Here is a 17,927-nt window from a genome sequence, read left to right on the forward strand (position 1 = left end):
CGTGACGAGCACGCCGGGACCCGGAAAAGTGGACGACGCCCCATTGAGCTGAACAGCGTAACCGTTTCGTGACCTCTCGTGGTGCGAATGGCCCACACCGCCTTACTCCGTCGTCGATTACGGTGCGTGGCGAGAACGCCGGAGCAGGATTCGGCGGGGAGTCCGAGGAGATCCATGAAGTTCGACCGCATCGCCCTGTCCGCCGCCGGCTGCGCCGCCGTGCTGCTGCTGTCCGCCTGCGGCGGCAAAGAGGAAGCAGGCACTCCCGCTCCCGCCCCGTCGCCCGCACCGACATCGGCTCCCTCGTCCTCGCCCGCGACCAGCGGCACGGTCCCGGTCTCGAACGCGGACGCCACCGCGCCCGGCAGCGAACTGAAGGTCGGCGAGCGCGCCGTCGTCCCGTTCAAGTACGGCAAGGACAAGTCCGGCACCATCGCGATCACCGTCAAGGCGATCGAACTCGGGCCGAAGGAAGACCTCGCCTCCTACGGCGAGAAGGCCAAGGGCATGACGCCGGTGTACATCCGCTTGACCGTGGAGAACGTCGGCGGCACGGACCTCACCTACAGCACGGTCAGCCTGCGCGCGGTCGGCCCGAACAACAAGAGCACCGGCGTGATCATCACCGGCGAGACCTCGAGCTGCCAGTCCGAGTCCGCGAAGAAGGACTTCAAGACCGCCGGCGCGACTTACGAGACCTGCGAACTCCAGGCCATCAGGGACGGCGGCGAGGTCGGCGGCGCGACCTTCAACGACGGTGACGGGTACAAGGACGACCCGATCGTCTGGAAGAAGTAGCCCCGTAGCGCGTGAAGGCCCCCTTCCCTCGACTGAGTCGAGGGAAGGGGGCCTTCACGCGCTTCGGCTCACGCTGCGGGGACCACTGGGCGTGCGTACCGTTGCCGTGTGGTCCACGTGCACCGGACGATCACCGTCCGAACCCCCGCCCAGACCGTCGTCGACTACCTGCGGGATTTCGCGCACGCCGAGTCGTGGGACCCCGGCACCGTGTCGTGCACCCGCGCCGACACCGGCCCGATCGCCGTCGGGGCGCGGTGGCACAACGTGTCCGAGTTCCGCGGCAAGAAGACCGAGCTGTCCTATCGTCTCGAGCGACTCGAGCCGGGCCGGATCGTGTTCGTCGGCAGCAACAAGACCGCCACGTCCACCGACGACCTGACGATCTCCGAAGAAGCCGGCACGACGACCGTCAGCTACGACGCCACCATCGAATTCCACGGGCTGGCGAAACTCGCGGATCCGTTCCTCAAGCGGGAGTTCGAGAAAATGGGCGACGAACTCGTGCCGGCGATGAAGGCGACGCTCGAAGCGCTTTGACGGCTCGCTCATGGCCTCCACCGACGTTGCGAAAGCCACTTTCGCAACGTTGAAGGTTGCGAAAGTGGCTTTCGCAACTCACCCACTGCTCCGGCAGGCAAGGCGATCGTGGTGCGCCGTGGACTCGGTCGCCCGCCACGCCGAACAGTGGCATGGGGAGGTCGAGCCTCCCCATGCCATATCGGGAGCAGATCCGCCGTCGAGATCCCGCGGGGTTTCCAGTCAGAATGAGGCCGAAGATGCGACTCGCGTGATTGAACGGCGAACACGCGTGATTGAATGGCGAACACGCGTGATTGAATGGCCAACTCGCGTGATTAAAGGCGCAACTCGCGTGATTGAAGGCGGAACTCGGGTGTGCGGTCTCTGATCACGCGAGATCGTCTCCCCGGATTCGACATTCCAGGCCTCACCATTCGCGAGCGGGTCGTTTCCGCGGGTTGCTCAGCCGCCGCACCGCGTTCGCACAGGCGAGGGATTCCAGCAGCGGGACGGTTCGTTCCCAGCCCAGGCAGGCGTCCGTGATGCTCAGGTCGGGCCGGGGCCGCGCGGAACCGACGTCCTGCCTGCCGTCGGAGAGGTACGACTCGATCATCACCCCGGCCAGCGCGTCGTTGCCCGCCGAGATCTGGTCCGCCAGGTCGGCGACGACCACGGGCTGCCGGTTGTGGTCCTTCCCGCTGTTGCCGTGGGAGGCGTCGACGACGAGCCGGTGCGGAAGGCCGGCGGCGGTCAGCGCGTCGAGGGCGTCCGCGACGGCGTGGGCGTGATGGTTGGGTTTCGGGCCACCGCGCAGGACGAGGTGCGCGTCCGGATTCCCGGCGCTGCGCTGGATCCGCGGGCGACCGTCGGCGGCGGAGCCCGGGAACACGTGCGGCAGCGCGGCCGCCCGGACCGCGGCCACGGCGGTGTCCAGCCGTCCGGACACGCAGTTCTTCATGCCCACCGGCATCGGCAGCCACGACGCCAGATGCCGGTGCGGCTGACTGGCGACGGTCCGCGCGCCGATCGCGCCCCAGCTGATGGTGTCCGCGAAATAAGGCGCGAGGAACGGGTCGACGAACTCATACGCGAGCGGGAGCCCGGTCGCGGCGGCGTCGTCCAGGAACCGCCGTCCGATCCGGACGCCGGACGCGAGATCGCCCTTGCCGTCCAGGGTGGGGTCGGGCACCAGCCCGGTCCAGCCCGCGATCGTCCGCGGTTTCTCCAGATAGGCGCGCAGGACCACGACAAGGTCGTCGGCGAACCGGCGGGACGCCTCCGCGAGCCGGTGCGCGTACTCCAGCGCGCCGTCGGTGTCGTGCACCGAACACGGACCCACGACGACGAGCAGCCGCGAGTCTCGCCGCGCGAGGACGTCGGCGACGGTTTCCCGGTGCCGGGTGATCACCTCCGGTACGAAGCCGTTCGTGACCACCTCGGCCGGGCTGGGCAGCTGGTCAAGCATCCGCATGACCTTTCTCCTTGTCGGGGGCGGCTGCCCCGGCCCGGGGCAGCCGCGTCGCACCGGCCACCGCCACGACGGCGAGGCCGAGAACACACCAGAAGGCATCGGCGAAGGCCGCGGCGACGTCCGGGCCGCGGGCGGCCAGGCGGGCCTGCAGCACCACGGCCAGCACCGCGGTGCCGATCGAGCCGCCGAGGGTGTTGAGCAGGTTCAGCGCGCCGGCGGCGCGGGGCAGCCGGGCGGGTTCGACCCGGCGGTAGACGATCGCCATCACCGGCGCGCCGATCAGCGCCGCGCCGAAACCGCGTAGCAGCAAGGAAAGGACGATGACCCAGTCCGGGAGACCCGGGCCGAGCTGGGTGAAGGGCGCGGTGCCGAGGGCGACCAGGCCGATCCCGCTCAGCACCAGGGTGCGCGGCGAGATCCGGTCGACGAGTCGGTTCACCAGTACGGAACCGGCCGCCGCGCCGATGCCCTGGGGCACCAGCAGCAGCCCGGTGTCCCAAGGGGACAGTCCCGGACCGCGCTGAAGGTAGAGCGGGAGCAGGAACATCGTGCCGAACACCGACGCGCCCAGCAGGACCAGTGCCAGCGCGGCGATCCCGAACGGCGGCCGCGTGAACAAGCGTGGATCCAGCAAGGGCGCTTCGGCGCGCAGACCGTGCCGCACGAACGCCGCGAGCATCACGACGCCGAGCGCGACGGCGATCCCGGCGACCACCGGCGTCCCCTGTTCGAACCAGGTGAGCCCGAAGACCAGGACGGCGAGCCCCGGCGAAAGCAGCAGCGCGCCGCGGAAGTCGAAGCGTGCGCCCTTGCCGCCGGGTTCACTCGCCGGAACCCAGCGCCGGGCCAAGATCACCGCCACCACACCGACCGGGAGGTTGACGTAGAACAGCCACGGCCAGTCGGCGACCGCGAGGATCGTGCCGCTCGCCAGCGGCCCGAGCACCGGCGACAACAGCGGCACGAGACCGACGACGCTGATCACGCGGCCGATCCGGTCCGGTCCCGCCGCCCGCGCCAGGAGCGCTTGGCCGGTCGGTGGCAGCAGGCCGCCCGCAAGCCCTTGCAGGACACGGAAGGCGATGAGCGCGGGCAGGGTCGGTGCCAGCGCGCACAGCAGGGACGCCAGCAGGAACACGACGACGGCGGTGAGCCAGACGCGACGGCCGCCGAACCGGTCGGCCAGCCATCCCGACGCCGGCACCGCCGTGACCACGGCCAGCAGATACGCCGTCGTCACCCATTGGACGCCGGTGACCGGCGCGCCGAACTCGTCGGCGAGGGTGTCGACGCCGACCGAGACGATCGTGCTGTCCAAGGTCGCCATGAACGTGCCGAGCACCAGCACGGCGGCCGTGCGCCACAGCGCGGCGTCGATCGGGCGCGCGGTCACCGCTCCCCCGCGAACCCGGCGGCGTCGCCGTCGAGCCAGGACGGCAGTTTTCGCAGGAACCCGACCAGATCCTCGGCCAGCGACCGGGCGTCGGCCTCCCTCGCGTACAGAACGCCTCCCCAGCCGTGCTCGCCGGGGACGACGGTGACGCTCACCGGGTGGTGCGTGCGTTCCCGGAACCTCGTCCCGGCGACGGTCAGGCCGGGCGCGGGTTCGCGCAGCTTCGCCGGGTCCACCGGGTAGTTCTCGAAGACGAGCAGGCTGTCGAACAGCCGCTCGCGCCCGGCCAGCGACTCGAGTTCGGGCAGGCCGATCCGGTGGTGCGCGGTCATCGCCTGCTGCCGCGTTTGCAGGTCGGCGAGCGCCTCGGCGACCGTTCCGATGAACCTGGCACGGACCGGGACACTGTTCGCCAGCAGGCCGATGATGTCTTCGACACCGTCCACATCGGACGTCCGGTTCGAGGTCATCACCCCGAAGCTGACGTCGTGACGTCCGGCGTGGGCCGCCAGCACGGCCGCCCACGCGCCCTGCAACAGGGTGTTGACGGTGAGCCCGCGTGCCGCACCCAGCCTGGTCAGTTCAGCGACCAGTGCACTGTCCACGGTGAACAGAGCGGGTTCGGCGGAGCCGCCGGTACGCGGCAAGTGGTCACCTTCGGGCAGACCGGCGAGTTCCGCCCGCCACGCCCGGACGTCGGCCGAGTGATCGGCCGCGGCGAGCAGGCGGGTGTACCGGGTCGGCGGCACCGGCTCTGGCAACGGTTTCCCCGCGTACAGCGCGAACAGCTCACCGAGGATGCGTGGCGCCGACCAGCCGTCGGACAGCAGATGGTGACTGGTCAGTACGAGCGTCTGGCGGCCGGGCCCGTGCCGCAGCACGCTGACCCGCCACAACGGCCCGTTCGCCAAATCGAACGGCTCAGCGAGTTCCTCGTCCAGCGCCGTGTCCAAATCGGCCACTTCGCGCACGCCGAACCCGGCCAGCGGCTCAGCGGGGATCACCTGGACCTCGTGCGACACCGGGAAGACCGCGCCCAGGTTCGGCTGCCGTCGCACCAACGCCGTCACCGCGGCCCGCAGCGCCTCGACGTCCAGGTCACCGGACAGCGTGAACGCGGCCTGCACCGGATACGGATCTTCGTCCGCGGCCCGGGACTCGCGCAGGATCACCTCCTGCAACGGCGTCAGCGGCATCACTTCGCCAGGCCCCGGCACGTCGGCGGCGAGTTCATCGAGCTCACGCCGGAAATGCTCGCCCAGCACGGCGATCTCGTCTTCGGTGAACAGCGCGGACGGCCACGTGAAGCGGACACCGAGCGTGCCACCGTCGGGGACCATCGCGTTCACCGTCAGCGCGTACGGCAGCGGCATCTCCGCACCGCCGCCGGAACCGAGCGGATCGGCGTCCGGCGGGCGCTGCCACAGGGTCTCCTCGACCGGAGCCTCGGGGAACCGGCCGAGATAGTTCCAGGCGATCTCAGGCCGTGGGCCGTCGACGCCGAGAATCCCATGCCCGAGGCCGTCCCCCGCCGCGCGCAGATGGTCGCGCACCGCCCGCAGCGCGTCCGGCAGCGGCCCGTCCGGTGGGGTGATCCGCGCCGGATGCACGGCGGTGAACCAGCCGGCGGTCTGCGCCAGATCGACCGTGCCCGCGAAGTCCGGGGTGTGCCCAGGCCTCCCGTGGCTCTCGACGGCGACGAGCAAATCGGCGCCGGTCCCGCGCCAGGCGCCGACAGCGCGGGCGAGCGCGGTCAGCAGCACGGTGTCCGGACCGGTGCGATAGGCCGTGGCCAGCGCGGTGAGCACGGCGTGCGTGGTCTCCGCCCCGACGTCGACCCGGTGGTGCCGCGCGGTCGCCACGGTGTCGCGCGCCGGATCGAGCCTGGTCCGGCCGAGCACGGTCTCCGGCGCCGCGGCGACCCCTCGCCAATACCGCATTTCGTCCTCTCGATGCGGCGTGGCCGCGCGCAGCGAGCGCGCCCAGCCCAGGAACGACTGCCCGCGCCGGTGCAGGGTGTTGCCGTGGAAGGCCTGTTCGACGTCGTCGAGCAGCACGCGCCAGGTCACCGCGTCGGCGACCAGATGGTGCGCTACCAGCAGCAAGCGTCCGGGACGGCCCTCGGCGTCCGCCAGCACCGCCCGCACCAGCGGGCCGGTGCGCGGGTCCATCCGGGCGACGATCTGCTCGACGTGGGTGTCCAGCGCCGCGCGCGGATCACCGGTCACCCGGACGGCGGTGAGCACGTCGGCACCGGTCACGGCGCCGACGTCCGGGACGCGGAGCGCGTCCTCGACCAGATGCGCGCGCAGGACGTCATGACGGGCGAGAACGGCGTCGAGTACCGAGCGCCAGCGAGGAACGTCGTCCGCCGAAGGCACGCAGATCTCGACCCACTGGCAGAACCCGTCGGCCGCCTTTCCCGCGCGCCGCACCAGATCGCGCATGATCGGCGTGAGCGGGGCGTCGCCGACGGCGTGGGCTTCCTCGGCCTGTTCGGGTTCGCCACAACGCGCGGCGATCCCCGCGACAGTGCCGCCTTCGAGGACGTCGCGCGCGGTCAGGTGCAGTCCTTCGCGACGGGCACGGGAGACGACCCGCAGCGAGGCGATACTGTCGCCGCCCGCGTCCAGGAACCCGTCGTCCAGTCCGACGCCGGGTCCGAGCAGATCGCGGACCACGCGCAGCAGCACCGCTTCCGCCGGGGTGGCGGGTTCCCGTCCGCCGTCGGACCGCGCTTCCGGCGCGGGCAGTGCGGCGCGGTCCAGCTTGCCGCTCGGTCCGAGCGGAAGCCGGTCCAGCGGCACGAACGCCGTCGGCACCATGTACGCGGGCAGCTCCGCGGCGAGGTATTCGCGCAACGCGGCCGGTGCGGGCTCGGCGCCGTCCACGGGGACGACGTAGGCGACCAGCCGGTCCTCGCGGACGATCACGGCGGCGGCGCGCACGTCGTCGTGCGCGGTCAGCGCGGTCTCGATCTCGCCGAGTTCGATCCGGAAACCGCGCAGTTTGACCTGGTGGTCGGCCCGGCCGAGGAACACGATCTGCCCATCCGGCCGCCAGCGGACCAGGTCGCCGGTGCGATACATCCGCTCCCCCGGCGGCCCGAACGGGTCGGCGACGAACCGTTCGGCGGTCAACGCCGCCCGGCCGACATAGCCCTGCGCGAGCTTCGGCCCGGCCAGGTACAGCTCGCCGGTGACGTTCGTGCCGACCGGCAGCAGCCCGCCGTCGAGCACGTACGCGCGGACCTCCGGGTCCGGGCGGCCGATCGGGAGCGGGCCGGGGTCGGCCGGGTCGTAGTGCCAGGTGACCGAGTTGATGGTGACCTCGGTCGGCCCGTAGGCATTGAACAGCGCGCGCCGGTTCCCCCAGCGCCGCGCCAGTTCCGGGTCGAGCCGTTCGGCGCCGACGACGAAGAAGACGTCCGGGTCGACCGTCGCGTCGTCGGGCATCGCGGAGAGGAACGACGGCAGCAGATTGAGCCCGGTGACGCGGTGTTCGGCGGCGTAGGCCAGCAGGTCGTCGCCGGAGGTCCGCACCTCCTCCGGCGCGATCACCGAGGTGCCGCCGGACAGCAGCGGCAGCATGAACTGCCAGAAGGCGACGTCGAAACTGGTCGAGGCGAAATGCAGGTACCGCTCGGCGGTCCCGATCTCGACGATGTCCTCCTGCAGCGCGATCAGGCTCGGGACGCCGCGATGCGGCACCGCCACGCCCTTCGGCCTGCCCGTCGTGCCGGAGGTGTAGATGACGTAGGCGATCGCGTCCGCACACAAGGACACGCCCGGATCCTTGTCCTCAGTGGACAGTGCAGCGGGGTCGATCACCGGAAGACCGTCGACGTCCGAAGTGGACACGACGGCGGCGGGCTCGATGTCACCGAGCATGTACGCCAGCCGGTCGGCCGGATAGTCCGGGTCCATCGGCACGTGCACCGCGCCCGCCTTGATGACGCCGAACAACGCGACCACGAGGTCGACGTCGCGGCGCAGCAGGACCGCGACCGGGTCCTGTGGTTTCACTCCGGCGTCGATCAGGGTGTTCGCGAGCCGGTTGGCGCGGCGGTCCAGTTCGGCGTAGGTCAGGCGCCGGTCCCGGCACACGACGGCTTCGGCGTCCGGGGTCTCCCGGACCCAGCGGCCGAATTCCTCCAGCATGCCGCCGCGTTCGCGTTTCGGTTCCGGTCCTTCGCCGAGGCGCAGCATCGCGCGTTCTTCCTCGGCGTCGAGCACGCGCAGCCGGGAGACCGGCCGGGCCGGATCGGCCACGATCTCGTGCAGCACGGCACGCAGCCAGCGACCGTAGGACTCGGCCTCCTCGCGGGTGAACGCCTGGGGCTGGTAGCCGAGGCCGACGGTGAACTCGTCGCCGGGCAGCACGATCACCGTGAGCGGGTAGTGCGTGGCGTCGGTGATGTCGACGCCGACGAGGTCGAGACCGGGCGCCAGCGTGGTGCGGGCGCGACTGGAGAGCGGGAAGTTCTCCATCACCAGCATCGTGTCGAACAGGTCGCCGACGCCGGCCGCGCGCTGGATGTCCGGCAACCCGGCGTGGTGGTGATCGGTGAGCCGGACGCTTTCGGTGTGCACGCGCTCCAGGACGGTGACCGCGGTGTCGGCGGCGTCGAACCGCACGCGCACGGGGATCGTGCTGCCGAGCTGCCCGATCATGCGCTCGACACCGGGGACGTCGGCCGGGCGGCCGGACACCGGGCAGCCGAAGACCACGTCACGGCGGCCGGTCAGCCTGGCGAGCAGCACTCCCCAGGCGGTCTGGAACACCGTCGTCGGGGTGATCCCGCGTTCCCGGGAGAAGGCGCGCAACCGCTCGCTGAACTCCGCTCCCAGCTCCACGATGACGCGTTCAGGACGCTCCACAGTGGACTCGACGCTCGCCGGGGCGAGCCGCGTTCCTTCGTCGAGTCCGGCCAGCGCCTCGCGCCACGCCTCCAGTGCCGCGTCCGGGTCGCGTTCGCCGAGCACGCGGTGGTACTCCGAAAGCGGGGGCGCGACCGGGGCCTCCGGGCCGCCGCCGAGTTCGGCGTAGGTGGCCAGCAGCGTGCGGCCGACCAGCGGCATCGACCAGCCGTCGAGCAGCGCGTGGTGATTGGTGAGCACCAGGCGGTGCTCGTCCGGGCCGAGGGTCAGCAGCAGGAACCGGATCAGCGGCGGGGCCGCCGGATCGAAGGGCCGGGCCAGTTCGGCGCGGCACTCGTCCGCGACCTGCTCCGGTGTGACCTGCGCGAACCGCCAGTCCAGCGTGACCTCGGCGGGGACCACCTGGACGACCTCGCCCGCGTCGGTGGTGTGCAGGTGGACGCGCAGCGCGGGATGCCGCCGCAGGACCTCCGCCGCGGTGTCGCGCATGCGGTCGGCGTCCAGCTCACCGCTGAGCAGGGTGATGGCCTGCACCACGTAGACGTCGGTGTCCTCGGTGCCGCGCGCCAGGGTGTGGAACGAAAGCCCGGTCTGCAACGGGGTCGCGGGCAGCACGTCCTCGACCCGGCCCCGGCGTTCGAGCGCGTCGATGTCGGCTTGGTCGAGGCCGACCAACGGCAGATCCGACGGCGTGAGCCCGCCGCCGTCCGGTCCGATCCGGGTGGCGTGCGCGGTCAGGGCGCCCAGTGCCCGGGACCATGCTTCCTGAAGTGCGGCAACGCTTTCCTCAGACAAGACCTTGCCTGCCGCGGTCCATTCGACGGCGAGCCGGGGGCGGCCGTCCTCGCGGACGAAGCAGTTCAGCGCCAGGACCTGTTCCAGCGACTTGGCGTCCGGTTCGGTGACCGCGAACGGGTCCTCCTCCGGCAGCCGCCAGCCGGTGCCGGGCAGAGCGGCGAACCGGCCGAGATAGTTCAGGACGACGTCCGGCGGCGAGACGGCGGCGAGTTCGTCCCGGGTCAGGGGGTCGAGATACCGCAGAACGCCGAAGCCGACGCCGTTGTCCGGGACGGCGCGTTTGGCCTCTTTCGCGGCTCGCAGCAGCTCCCCCGCCGCGTCTCCGCCGGTGAGCGCGCTGTCGAAGTCCGTCGTCGCCGCCACCGCGGTGGCGGGCACCCGCAACGGATGTTCGGCGGTGAACCAGCCGACGGTGCGCGAGAGATCCAAACCGTCTTGATCCCGGCCGTGTCCTTCGAGAGACACGGTTTCGGCCTCGACCGGAGTACCGCGCCACGACCGGAGGGCGAGCACGAGCGCGGCGAGCAGGACGTCGTCGGGTCCGGCGCGGTAGGCCGCGGGCAACGCGGTGAGCACGGCATCGGTCTGCTCCGGTGAAGCGAGGGTGACCGAACGGCGCGCGGTCGCGACCGTGTCGGCGGCCCGGTCGAGCGGCCGGTGACCGAGACGCGGACCGTCGAGCGCGCCCCGCCAGTGGTCGAGTTCCCCGCGCCTAGCACCGGAAGTGCCTTGCTCGGCAAGGAGAAGCGCGTGCCGCCGCCAAGACGTTCCGACCGGTTCGAGCTGCTCACCGGCGCACGCGGCACGCAGATCCGGCAGCAGAACCCGCCAGGAGACCCCGTCGATCGCCAGATGATGGATCACGATGACGAGGTGGTCCGGCAGCAACGCGACCTTGAGCACGCCGGCCCGGAGATCCAGGGACTCCGCGAGTTCCGCCGCGACCTCGGCCGGGTCGCCGGTCGTCTCGATCACGACGTCGGACGCCCTCGCCGCGCCGCGTTCCCGGACCCGCATTTCGCCCTCTAAATGCAGCCGGAGGACGTCGTGGTGGTCCAGGAGCGTTTGGACGCCTTCAGTCAGCAGGGCGGGCGGAAGATCTTCGCCGAGCCGGAGCGCGGTCCATTGCGTGTACCCGGCGATCGTCGCGACGTCCGGATGCGGGTCGAGCAGCGCGCGGACGATCGGCGGGGCGGGTACCTCTCCGATGGGTTCGTCCGGCGGAGCGGTGGGTGCGCCGATCTCCGCGCTCGCCGCGGCCAGCGCCTCGAAGCTGCGGCGGGCGAGCAGATCGCGCGGCCGCAGGTCGAGGCCGTGCGCGCGCAGCCTGCTGCTGACGCTGATCGCGGTGATGCTGTCGCCGCCCAGTGCGAAGAAGTCGTCGTCGACGGCGACCTCCTCGACGCCGATCACCTCGGCGATGGTGGCGCACAGCAGCCGTTCGCGTTCGGTGGCGGCGGTCCTCCCGGCCGCCGCGCGCGGTGCGGGCAGCGCAGGGCGATCGATCTTCCCGTTGGGAGTCAACGGAAGCGTGTCGAGGACGACGACCGCGGCGGGCACGAGGTGCTCCGGCACCCGCCCGGCGAGCTCCGCGCGGACCTCGTCCGAAACGACCTCGCCGACGACGTAGCCGATGAGCCGTGGGCCGCGCACCGCGGCGGCGGCCGCCCGCACTCCGGGGACGGCGGCCAACGCGGCCTCGACCTCGCCGAGTTCGACACGGTGGCCGCGCACCTTCACCTGGCCGTCGCGGCGGCCCAGGTACTCCAGACCACGACCGGGCACCCAGCGGGCCAGGTCGCCGGTGCGGTACATCCGGTCGCCGGGCGCGCCGAACGGGTCGGCGACGAACCGTTCGGCGGTCGCGCCGGGGCGCCCGAGGTAACCGCGCGCGAGATGCGGTCCCGCGAGGTACAGCTCACCCGGCGTTCCCGCGGGCGCCGGACGCAGCGCGGCGTCGAGCACCCGGACCGCCGTACCGGGGACCGCGGTGCCGATCGTCGGTTCCCCGTCGTCCAGCCAGGATCCGGCACCGTCCACAGTGGCCTCGGTCGGGCCGTACATGTTGCGGGCGCGGACACCCGACTCCACGACTTTGCGCCACAGCGCGGGCGGAGTCGCCTCGCCGCCGAGGACGAGCAGCGCGGGCGGGTGCGGGCCGTCGAGCAGCCCGGCGTCGACGAGCGGCGCGGCCATCGACGGCGTGGTGTCGACGACGTCGATCCGGTCGCGGGCGAACGCGGCCGGCAGTTCGTCGGCGTCCCGGGCGACGTCGGTGCCGTAGACGTGGAGTTCGTGCCCGAACAGCAGCCACATCAGCTGATCGAGCGCGGAGTCGAAGGCGAACGAATAGGTGTGCGCGACGCGCAACCGCCTGCCCGCGGCGCGTTCGGTCTCGGCGACCGTGGTCGCCCGGTGATGGCGCAGCAGCGTCGCGAGTCCGCCGACCCGGCCCAGGACGCCCTTGGGGCGACCGGTCGAGCCGGAGGTGAAAATGACGTACGCGAGATCTTCCGCATGGCGGGGAATGTCCAGCGGGGAAGAGTCCATTGTGGACAGATCGGTTTCGCCGAGCAGCAGTTGTGGTCCCGGCACGATTTCCGGGTCGTGGGTCACGGTGAGCACCGCGCCGGCTTCGGCGGCGAGCTCCCGCAGCCGCTCGACCGGATGGGCGAGATCCAGCGGCAGGAAGGCGGCCCCGGCGTCGAGCACTGCCAGCAGGGCGACGACGAGATCCGCGGACCGCGGCAGCGCCAGCGCGACGACGTCGTCGGTCCCGACACCACGGGAACGCAACGCCCGGGCGAGGCGGTGCACCCGCGTGACGAGTTCGCCGCCGGTCAACCGTTCGTCACCGAAGACCAAGGCGGTCTGTTCAGGATCGAGGCGATCGAGAAGTTCGGGTACGCCAAGGAGTTCGGCGTCAGGCGCGGGCGTCGACCACGCTTCGAGGAGCGTGTCCCGCTCCCCCGCCGGGACCAGATCCGCGCTGGCGATCGCCGGGCCGTCGGGTCCCGTCAGCGCGGTGATCAGGCAGCGCAGCGCGGTCAGTTTGGCGTCGACGGCGGCCTGGTCATGGGTTCGCGCGTCGACCTCGAAACCGAGCAGCAGCCCGCCGTCCGAGGTGGGGAGCACCGAAAGCCCCATGTCCTCCGGCGGCCCACCGGCGACGTTGCGCATAGTGCCGTGCGAGCCCGCGAAGTCGAGCTTCAGGTCGAACGCCTTGAGGTTGATGCCGCGACCGTGCAGCAGTGCCCCGGCGCCGGGCACCGCGAGATCCTGCGGCAGGTCCTCACCGCGATACCGCTGGTGCGAGCGCATCTCCTTCAGCGCGCCCGCGACCCGCGCGGTCAGCTCGGTTCCCGTGTCCTGCGGAACCACGTCGACCCGCAGCGGCAGCACGTTGACCGCCATCGCCGGCGTTCGCAGCGCCGCTCCCTCGCGGCACATCAACGGCATGGCGAACACGACGTCGGTCCAGCCGAGCACGCGGTGCAGGAACGCGGCGTAGCAGGCGATCAGCGCGTCACCCCACGTCGTCCCGCCGCATTTGCCCAGTTCACGCAACCGGGCCACGTCCGAAGCGGGCAGGACCGCCCGTGCGGTCACGGTGTGCTCGGGCGGACCCGACGCGCTGCCGCCGTCGTCGAGGTCCGGCAACGGCGTGAACCGCTCGCGCCAGTACTCGCGGTCTTGGGTGAACCGTTCGCTTTCACGATAAGCACGATCGGCCTCGACGAGGTCGGCGAAGCGAGCGAAGGTCGAGGGCGGAATTTCCTTGCCCTGGACCGAAGCGGTGTAACGAGCGGCGGTCCGGCGGGCGAGCATCGCCGCGGTGTAACCGTCGAACACGAGATGATGCCCGAGCTGGGTGAACCACACATGCGAGCCGGAAAGCCGAAGCACGAGATGGGCGAACAACGGCCGCTCGACCATGCCGCGGCAAGCCTCCGCGACGCGGCGGCGTTCGGCGTCCACCCGTGCGTGCGCGGCGCCCACCGGATCGGCCTCACCGCGCAGATCCACGATCTCCGGCAGCGGCATCTCGTCGTCCGACACCACCTGACGTGGCCCGTCCGGCGTCTCGAAGACGCGCAGCCGCAGGCTGTCGGCCTCCTCGGCGGTCGCCCGGATCGCCTCGGTCAGCGCGTCGAGGTCGACCGGCTTTTCGCCGACGATCTCGATCACGTCGCCGACGACGTAGTAGGGCGAGTCGGGTTCGAGACGCTGCGCGGTCCAGATGCCCAGCTGGGCACCAGTCAGGTTCAGCATGAGGGCACCACCATGGGGGTTCCGGTCACCGGGTCGGGCACGACGACGCTGGGGAGATCGAAGACCTCCTTCATCAGCTCGGCGTCGACGATGTCGGCGGGCGCTCCTTCGGCGACGATGCGGCCGTCCCGCAACGCGACGAGGTGATCGGCGTACCGGCAGGCCTGGTTGATGTCGTGCAGGACGGCGATCACCGTGCGGCCTTCGTCGCGCAGGCGCGCCAGCAGGCTCAGCAGCTGGTACTGGTGCGCGATGTCGAGGAACGACGTCGGCTCGTCAAGCAGCAGGTACGGCGTCTTCTGCGCCAGCACCAGCGCCACCCACACGCGCTGCCGCTGTCCACCCGAAAGCTCCTGCACCGGCCGGTCGGCCAGCCCCGCCACCCCGGCCGCGGTCATCGCCTCGATCACCGCGCGTTCGTCCTCTTCGGACCACGACGCGAACAGCGACTGGTGCGGGAACCGGCCGCGCGCGACCAGCTGCCGGACGCGGACGTCTTCCGGCGCCACCGGATCCTGCGGCAGGAACCCGAGTTCCCGCGCCAAACCCTTGCCGTGGAAGGAACCGACGTCCTTGCCGTCGAGCAGGACCTCGCCGTCGGCCGGACGCAGCAGCCGGACGAACGCGCGCAGCAACGTCGACTTGCCACACGCGTTCGGTCCGACGACGGCGGTGAACGCGCGGTCGGGCACATCGAGGCTCAGCCGGGTCGACACGACCCGGTCGCCGTAGCGCAGGGTCAGCTCCCGCGCGGTCAAACGGGCACTCATCTGCGCCGAACCTCCTTGGTGAGCAGCCAGATCAGGTAGCCGCCGCCGATCACGGTGCTGACCACACCGACCGGCAGCGCTTCCGGCGCGAGCAGCATCTGGGCGGCCAGGTCGGCGCTGGTCAGCAGCACGGCGCCGGTGAGGGCGGCGGGCAGCAGGGAGATACCGGGCGTGCGGGCCAGCCGCCGCCCGATCTGCGGTGCGGCCAGCGCGATGAACGCGATCGGCCCGGCGACGGCGGTGACCGTGGCCGTACAGCCGACCCCGATCAGCACCAGCACCAGCCGCAAGCGGTCCCAGCGGACGCCGGTGGTGACCGCCAGCGCGCCGCCCAGCGCGGCCTGATGCATCGCCGGCGCCCTGGTGAACAGCACGACGAACAGCACCGCGAGCACCCCGAACGGGATGGCGACGTCCTCCCAGCCGACCCCGTTGAGGGAACCGGCGTTCCAGCCGACGGCCGCGATCGCGATCTCGAGTTCGGCACGCAGCACGATCCACGAATTGAGCGCGGTCAGCATCGCGTTGATCGCGATGCCGATGACGATCAGCCGCAGCCCGGACAGTCCGCCGCCGAGCGACAGCGCGTACACGATCGCCGCCGTGATCACGCCGCCGAGCACCGAACCGATCGTCAGCTGCGTGGACGTCCCCGACAGCACGGTGATCGCGAACAGCGCGCCGGTGTAGGCGCCGGCGTCGAGGCCGATCACGTCCGGGCTGCCGAGCGGATTGCGGGTGACGCTCTGGAAGATCGCGCCCGCCAGGCCGAGCGCGGCACCGAACACCAGCCCGGCCAGTACCCGCGGCAGACGCCATTCCCGGATGACCACGCCGGGTCCGCCGCCGGAACCGGTGAGCGCGGCGAACACGCGGGCGGGACTCGCCCACGCCGCGCCGTAGCAGAGCCCGAGCAGCGTCAGCCCGGCGATGATGACGAGCATCGCGACGAGGAAGCAGAGGGTGCGGCGTTCGATCCGGGCGGAGAATCGCCCGCGCCGCAGGACAAGTGTGTTCACAGCGGTGCCGCCCCGTATTTGCGGACGGCCCAGATCAGCACAGGGCCGCCGAGGAACGCGGTCACGATCGCGACCGGGACCTCACCGGTCGGCAGCAGGACCCGCGAGCCGACGTCCGCGGCCAGCATCAGGACCGGGCCGAGCAACGCGGCTAACGCGATCAGCCACGGGATCGACGCCCCGGCCACCCGCCGGGCCAGATGCGGCACGATCAGGCCGACGAACAGGATCGGCCCGGCCAGCGCGGTCGCCGCGCCCGCCATCAGCGTGATCAGCATCAGGGTGATCGTCCGGACACGGGCGACGTTCGCGCCGAGCGTATGCGCGACCGTCTCGCCGAGCGCGATGGCGTTCAACTGACGGCTCACCGCGAACGCGCCCAGCAGGGACAGGCCGATGATGACCAGCGGGACCGTCGTCGGCGCCTGTTCGCGACCGGCCAGCGAACCCACCGACCAGAACCGGTAGACGTCGAAGGTGTCCGGGAACAGCAGCCGCAGCCCGAGGGTGAGCCCCAGCAGCACGGCGCTCAACGCGGTCCCGGCGAGCACCAGCCGCAGTGGCGACTTGCTGCCGACCGCGTACACCAGCGCCGAAGCGCCGAGCGCGCCCAGCACCGCCAGGCCCAGTTCGGCGGGCGCCGACGCCGCGAGCCCGAACGACGAACCGACCGCGATGGCGAACCCGGCGCCGGCGGTCACGCCGAGCACACCGGGTTCGGCCAAAGCGTTACGTGACAAGGCCTGCACGAGCACACCGCCGACGGCGAGGGCCGCGCCGACGCCGATCGCCAGCACCGCCCTCGGCATCCGGATGTCCAGGACCACCGCCCGGTCACTCGGATTCCCGTCGCCCAGCAGGGCGCGCACGACCTCGCCAGGGGCGATGGCGTGCGCGCCGATGCCGACGCTCAGCACGGCGACCACGACGAGCCCGAGCAGTGCGGCGCCGAGCAGCGCGGACCGCCCGGTGGTGGTCACTGCTTGAGCAGCGGCGCGAACGCCTGGTCGACAGCGTCCAAAGTGGACGTCGCGGCCCGGTAGGTGGCGGCCTCGGTGTAGCGGAACGGGTAGATCTTGCCCGCCTTCACCGCGGGGAGTTCCTTCCACAGCGGCGAGTCGAGGACGTACTTGACCGGCGCGGGCACGGAACCATCCGCGGCGACCGAGTAGGTGATGGCGTCGGCCTCGGCGAACGCCGTCGACAGCTCTTCGATCGACGGGTACTCGCTGACGTCTTTGGAACCGCCGCCCTTGACCTTGACCTGGCCGTAATAGGTGGCGCCGATGTCCTGCGCGGTGTTGGTGCCCCAGGAACCGTTGAACTCACGCTGGAAGTTGCCCTTGGCGACCTCGCCGTAGGCACCGACGTGCCCCAGCTTCAGCTGCGGCAGCACCGCCTTGTACTTCTCGGCCAGCCCCTTGGCCTTGGTCTCGTACGCGGTCTTGATCGCGTCGAACCCGGCGGAGGCGCCGGCGGCGTCGGCCTGCTTGCGGGACAGCTCACGCCACATCGACGGCACCGACGGACCGATGGCCACGACCGGCGCGATCGCTTCGAGCCGCTTGATGTCGATGTCGGCGAGCACCGGCTTCGGCACGCCGATGACGATGAGATCCGGATCCGCCTGCGCGATCGCCTCGTAGTTCGTCTCCGCCGCCGATTCGCCCGCGACCTTCGCCAGTTCGTCGTACTTCTTGCGCTCCGGCTCGTTGAACAGCGGGATGCCGCGCTTCCAGCTGGACACCCCGACCAGCGGCGCGCCCGCTTCGAGCAGGGCGGGCACGGCGTAACCGGTGGCGATGACCCGCTTCGGCGAAACCGGGATGGTGATCTGGCCGTTGTCGGCGGCGAATACCCGGGTCTGACCGCCGTCGGCGGCCTTGCCGTCTTCGCCGGAACCGCAGGCGGTGGCCGCGGTCGCGACCGTCAGCGCGAGCGCGAGTGCTCCGGCGAGGCGACGGGTTCTTGTGGTGCGCATGGGTTTTCCTCGGTTTTCTTGGT

Annotated in this window: 9 protein-coding genes; 2 read left to right on the plus strand and 7 right to left on the minus strand. The window is 71.4% G+C overall.

Annotated elements, in window-relative coordinates; all coding sequences use genetic code 11:
• Positions 1–174 precede the first annotated feature (174 nt).
• A complete protein-coding gene (locus ACLJQ7_RS41855; RefSeq protein WP_410653734.1) occupies positions 175–798 on the plus strand; it encodes a hypothetical protein in 624 nt (207 codons plus the stop codon).
• A 108-nt stretch (positions 799–906) separates the two neighbouring features.
• Positions 907–1,338: an SRPBCC family protein gene (locus ACLJQ7_RS41860; protein ID WP_410653735.1), complete on the plus strand. Its 432-nt coding sequence runs from the start codon at positions 907–909 to the stop codon at positions 1,336–1,338.
• A 409-nt stretch (positions 1,339–1,747) separates the two neighbouring features.
• Here ACLJQ7_RS41860 and ACLJQ7_RS41865 read toward each other — a convergent pair whose 3' ends face one another.
• The 7 genes from ACLJQ7_RS41865 to ACLJQ7_RS41895 are packed head-to-tail and all read right to left on the minus strand — an operon-like array spanning position 1,748 to position 17,904.
• Positions 1,748–2,791, minus strand: coding sequence for a 3-deoxy-7-phosphoheptulonate synthase (locus ACLJQ7_RS41865; RefSeq protein ID WP_410653736.1), 1,044 nt, complete (start codon positions 2,789–2,791; stop codon positions 1,748–1,750).
• Positions 2,778–4,184 carry a DHA2 family efflux MFS transporter permease subunit gene (locus ACLJQ7_RS41870; RefSeq protein ID WP_410653737.1) on the minus strand — a complete coding sequence of 469 codons (1,407 nt, stop codon included), beginning with the start codon at positions 4,182–4,184 and terminating at the stop codon, positions 2,778–2,780. The genes ACLJQ7_RS41865 and ACLJQ7_RS41870 overlap by 14 nt, the downstream gene beginning before the upstream one ends.
• On the minus strand, positions 4,181–14,134 hold the full coding sequence (locus ACLJQ7_RS41875) for an amino acid adenylation domain-containing protein (protein WP_410653738.1): 9,954 nt from the start codon (positions 14,132–14,134) through the stop codon (positions 4,181–4,183). The genes ACLJQ7_RS41870 and ACLJQ7_RS41875 overlap by 4 nt, the downstream gene beginning before the upstream one ends.
• A complete protein-coding gene (locus ACLJQ7_RS41880) occupies positions 14,128–14,904 on the minus strand; it encodes an ABC transporter ATP-binding protein (protein WP_410653739.1) in 777 nt (258 codons plus the stop codon). Before ACLJQ7_RS41880 ends, ACLJQ7_RS41875 begins: the two co-directional genes overlap by 7 nt.
• A complete protein-coding gene (locus ACLJQ7_RS41885; RefSeq protein WP_410653740.1) occupies positions 14,901–15,923 on the minus strand; it encodes a FecCD family ABC transporter permease in 1,023 nt (340 codons plus the stop codon). The genes ACLJQ7_RS41880 and ACLJQ7_RS41885 overlap by 4 nt, the downstream gene beginning before the upstream one ends.
• Positions 15,920–16,903, minus strand: coding sequence for a FecCD family ABC transporter permease (locus ACLJQ7_RS41890; RefSeq protein WP_410653741.1), 984 nt, complete (start codon positions 16,901–16,903; stop codon positions 15,920–15,922). The genes ACLJQ7_RS41885 and ACLJQ7_RS41890 overlap by 4 nt, the downstream gene beginning before the upstream one ends.
• Positions 16,900–17,904: an ABC transporter substrate-binding protein gene (locus ACLJQ7_RS41895; protein ID WP_410653742.1), complete on the minus strand. Its 1,005-nt coding sequence runs from the start codon at positions 17,902–17,904 to the stop codon at positions 16,900–16,902. The genes ACLJQ7_RS41890 and ACLJQ7_RS41895 overlap by 4 nt, the downstream gene beginning before the upstream one ends.
• Between the last annotated feature and the right edge of the window lie 23 nt (positions 17,905–17,927).

The organism is Amycolatopsis sp. cmx-4-54, assembly GCF_046548895.1.
In the GTDB taxonomy this organism is placed as follows: Bacteria; Actinomycetota; Actinomycetes; order Mycobacteriales; family Pseudonocardiaceae; genus Amycolatopsis.

Coding starts and splice junctions, on each gene's coding strand:
- ACLJQ7_RS41855 (WP_410653734.1), top strand. CDS start 175: ATGAAGTTCGACCGCATCGCCCTGTCCGCCGCCGGCTGCGCCGCCGTG.
- ACLJQ7_RS41865 (WP_410653736.1), bottom strand. CDS start 2,791: ATGCGGATGCTTGACCAGCTGCCCAGCCCGGCCGAGGTGGTCACGAAC.
- ACLJQ7_RS41875 (WP_410653738.1), bottom strand. CDS start 14,134: ATGCTGAACCTGACTGGTGCCCAGCTGGGCATCTGGACCGCGCAGCGT.
- ACLJQ7_RS41880 (WP_410653739.1), bottom strand. CDS start 14,904: ATGAGTGCCCGTTTGACCGCGCGGGAGCTGACCCTGCGCTACGGCGAC.
- ACLJQ7_RS41895 (WP_410653742.1), bottom strand. CDS start 17,904: ATGCGCACCACAAGAACCCGTCGCCTCGCCGGAGCACTCGCGCTCGCG.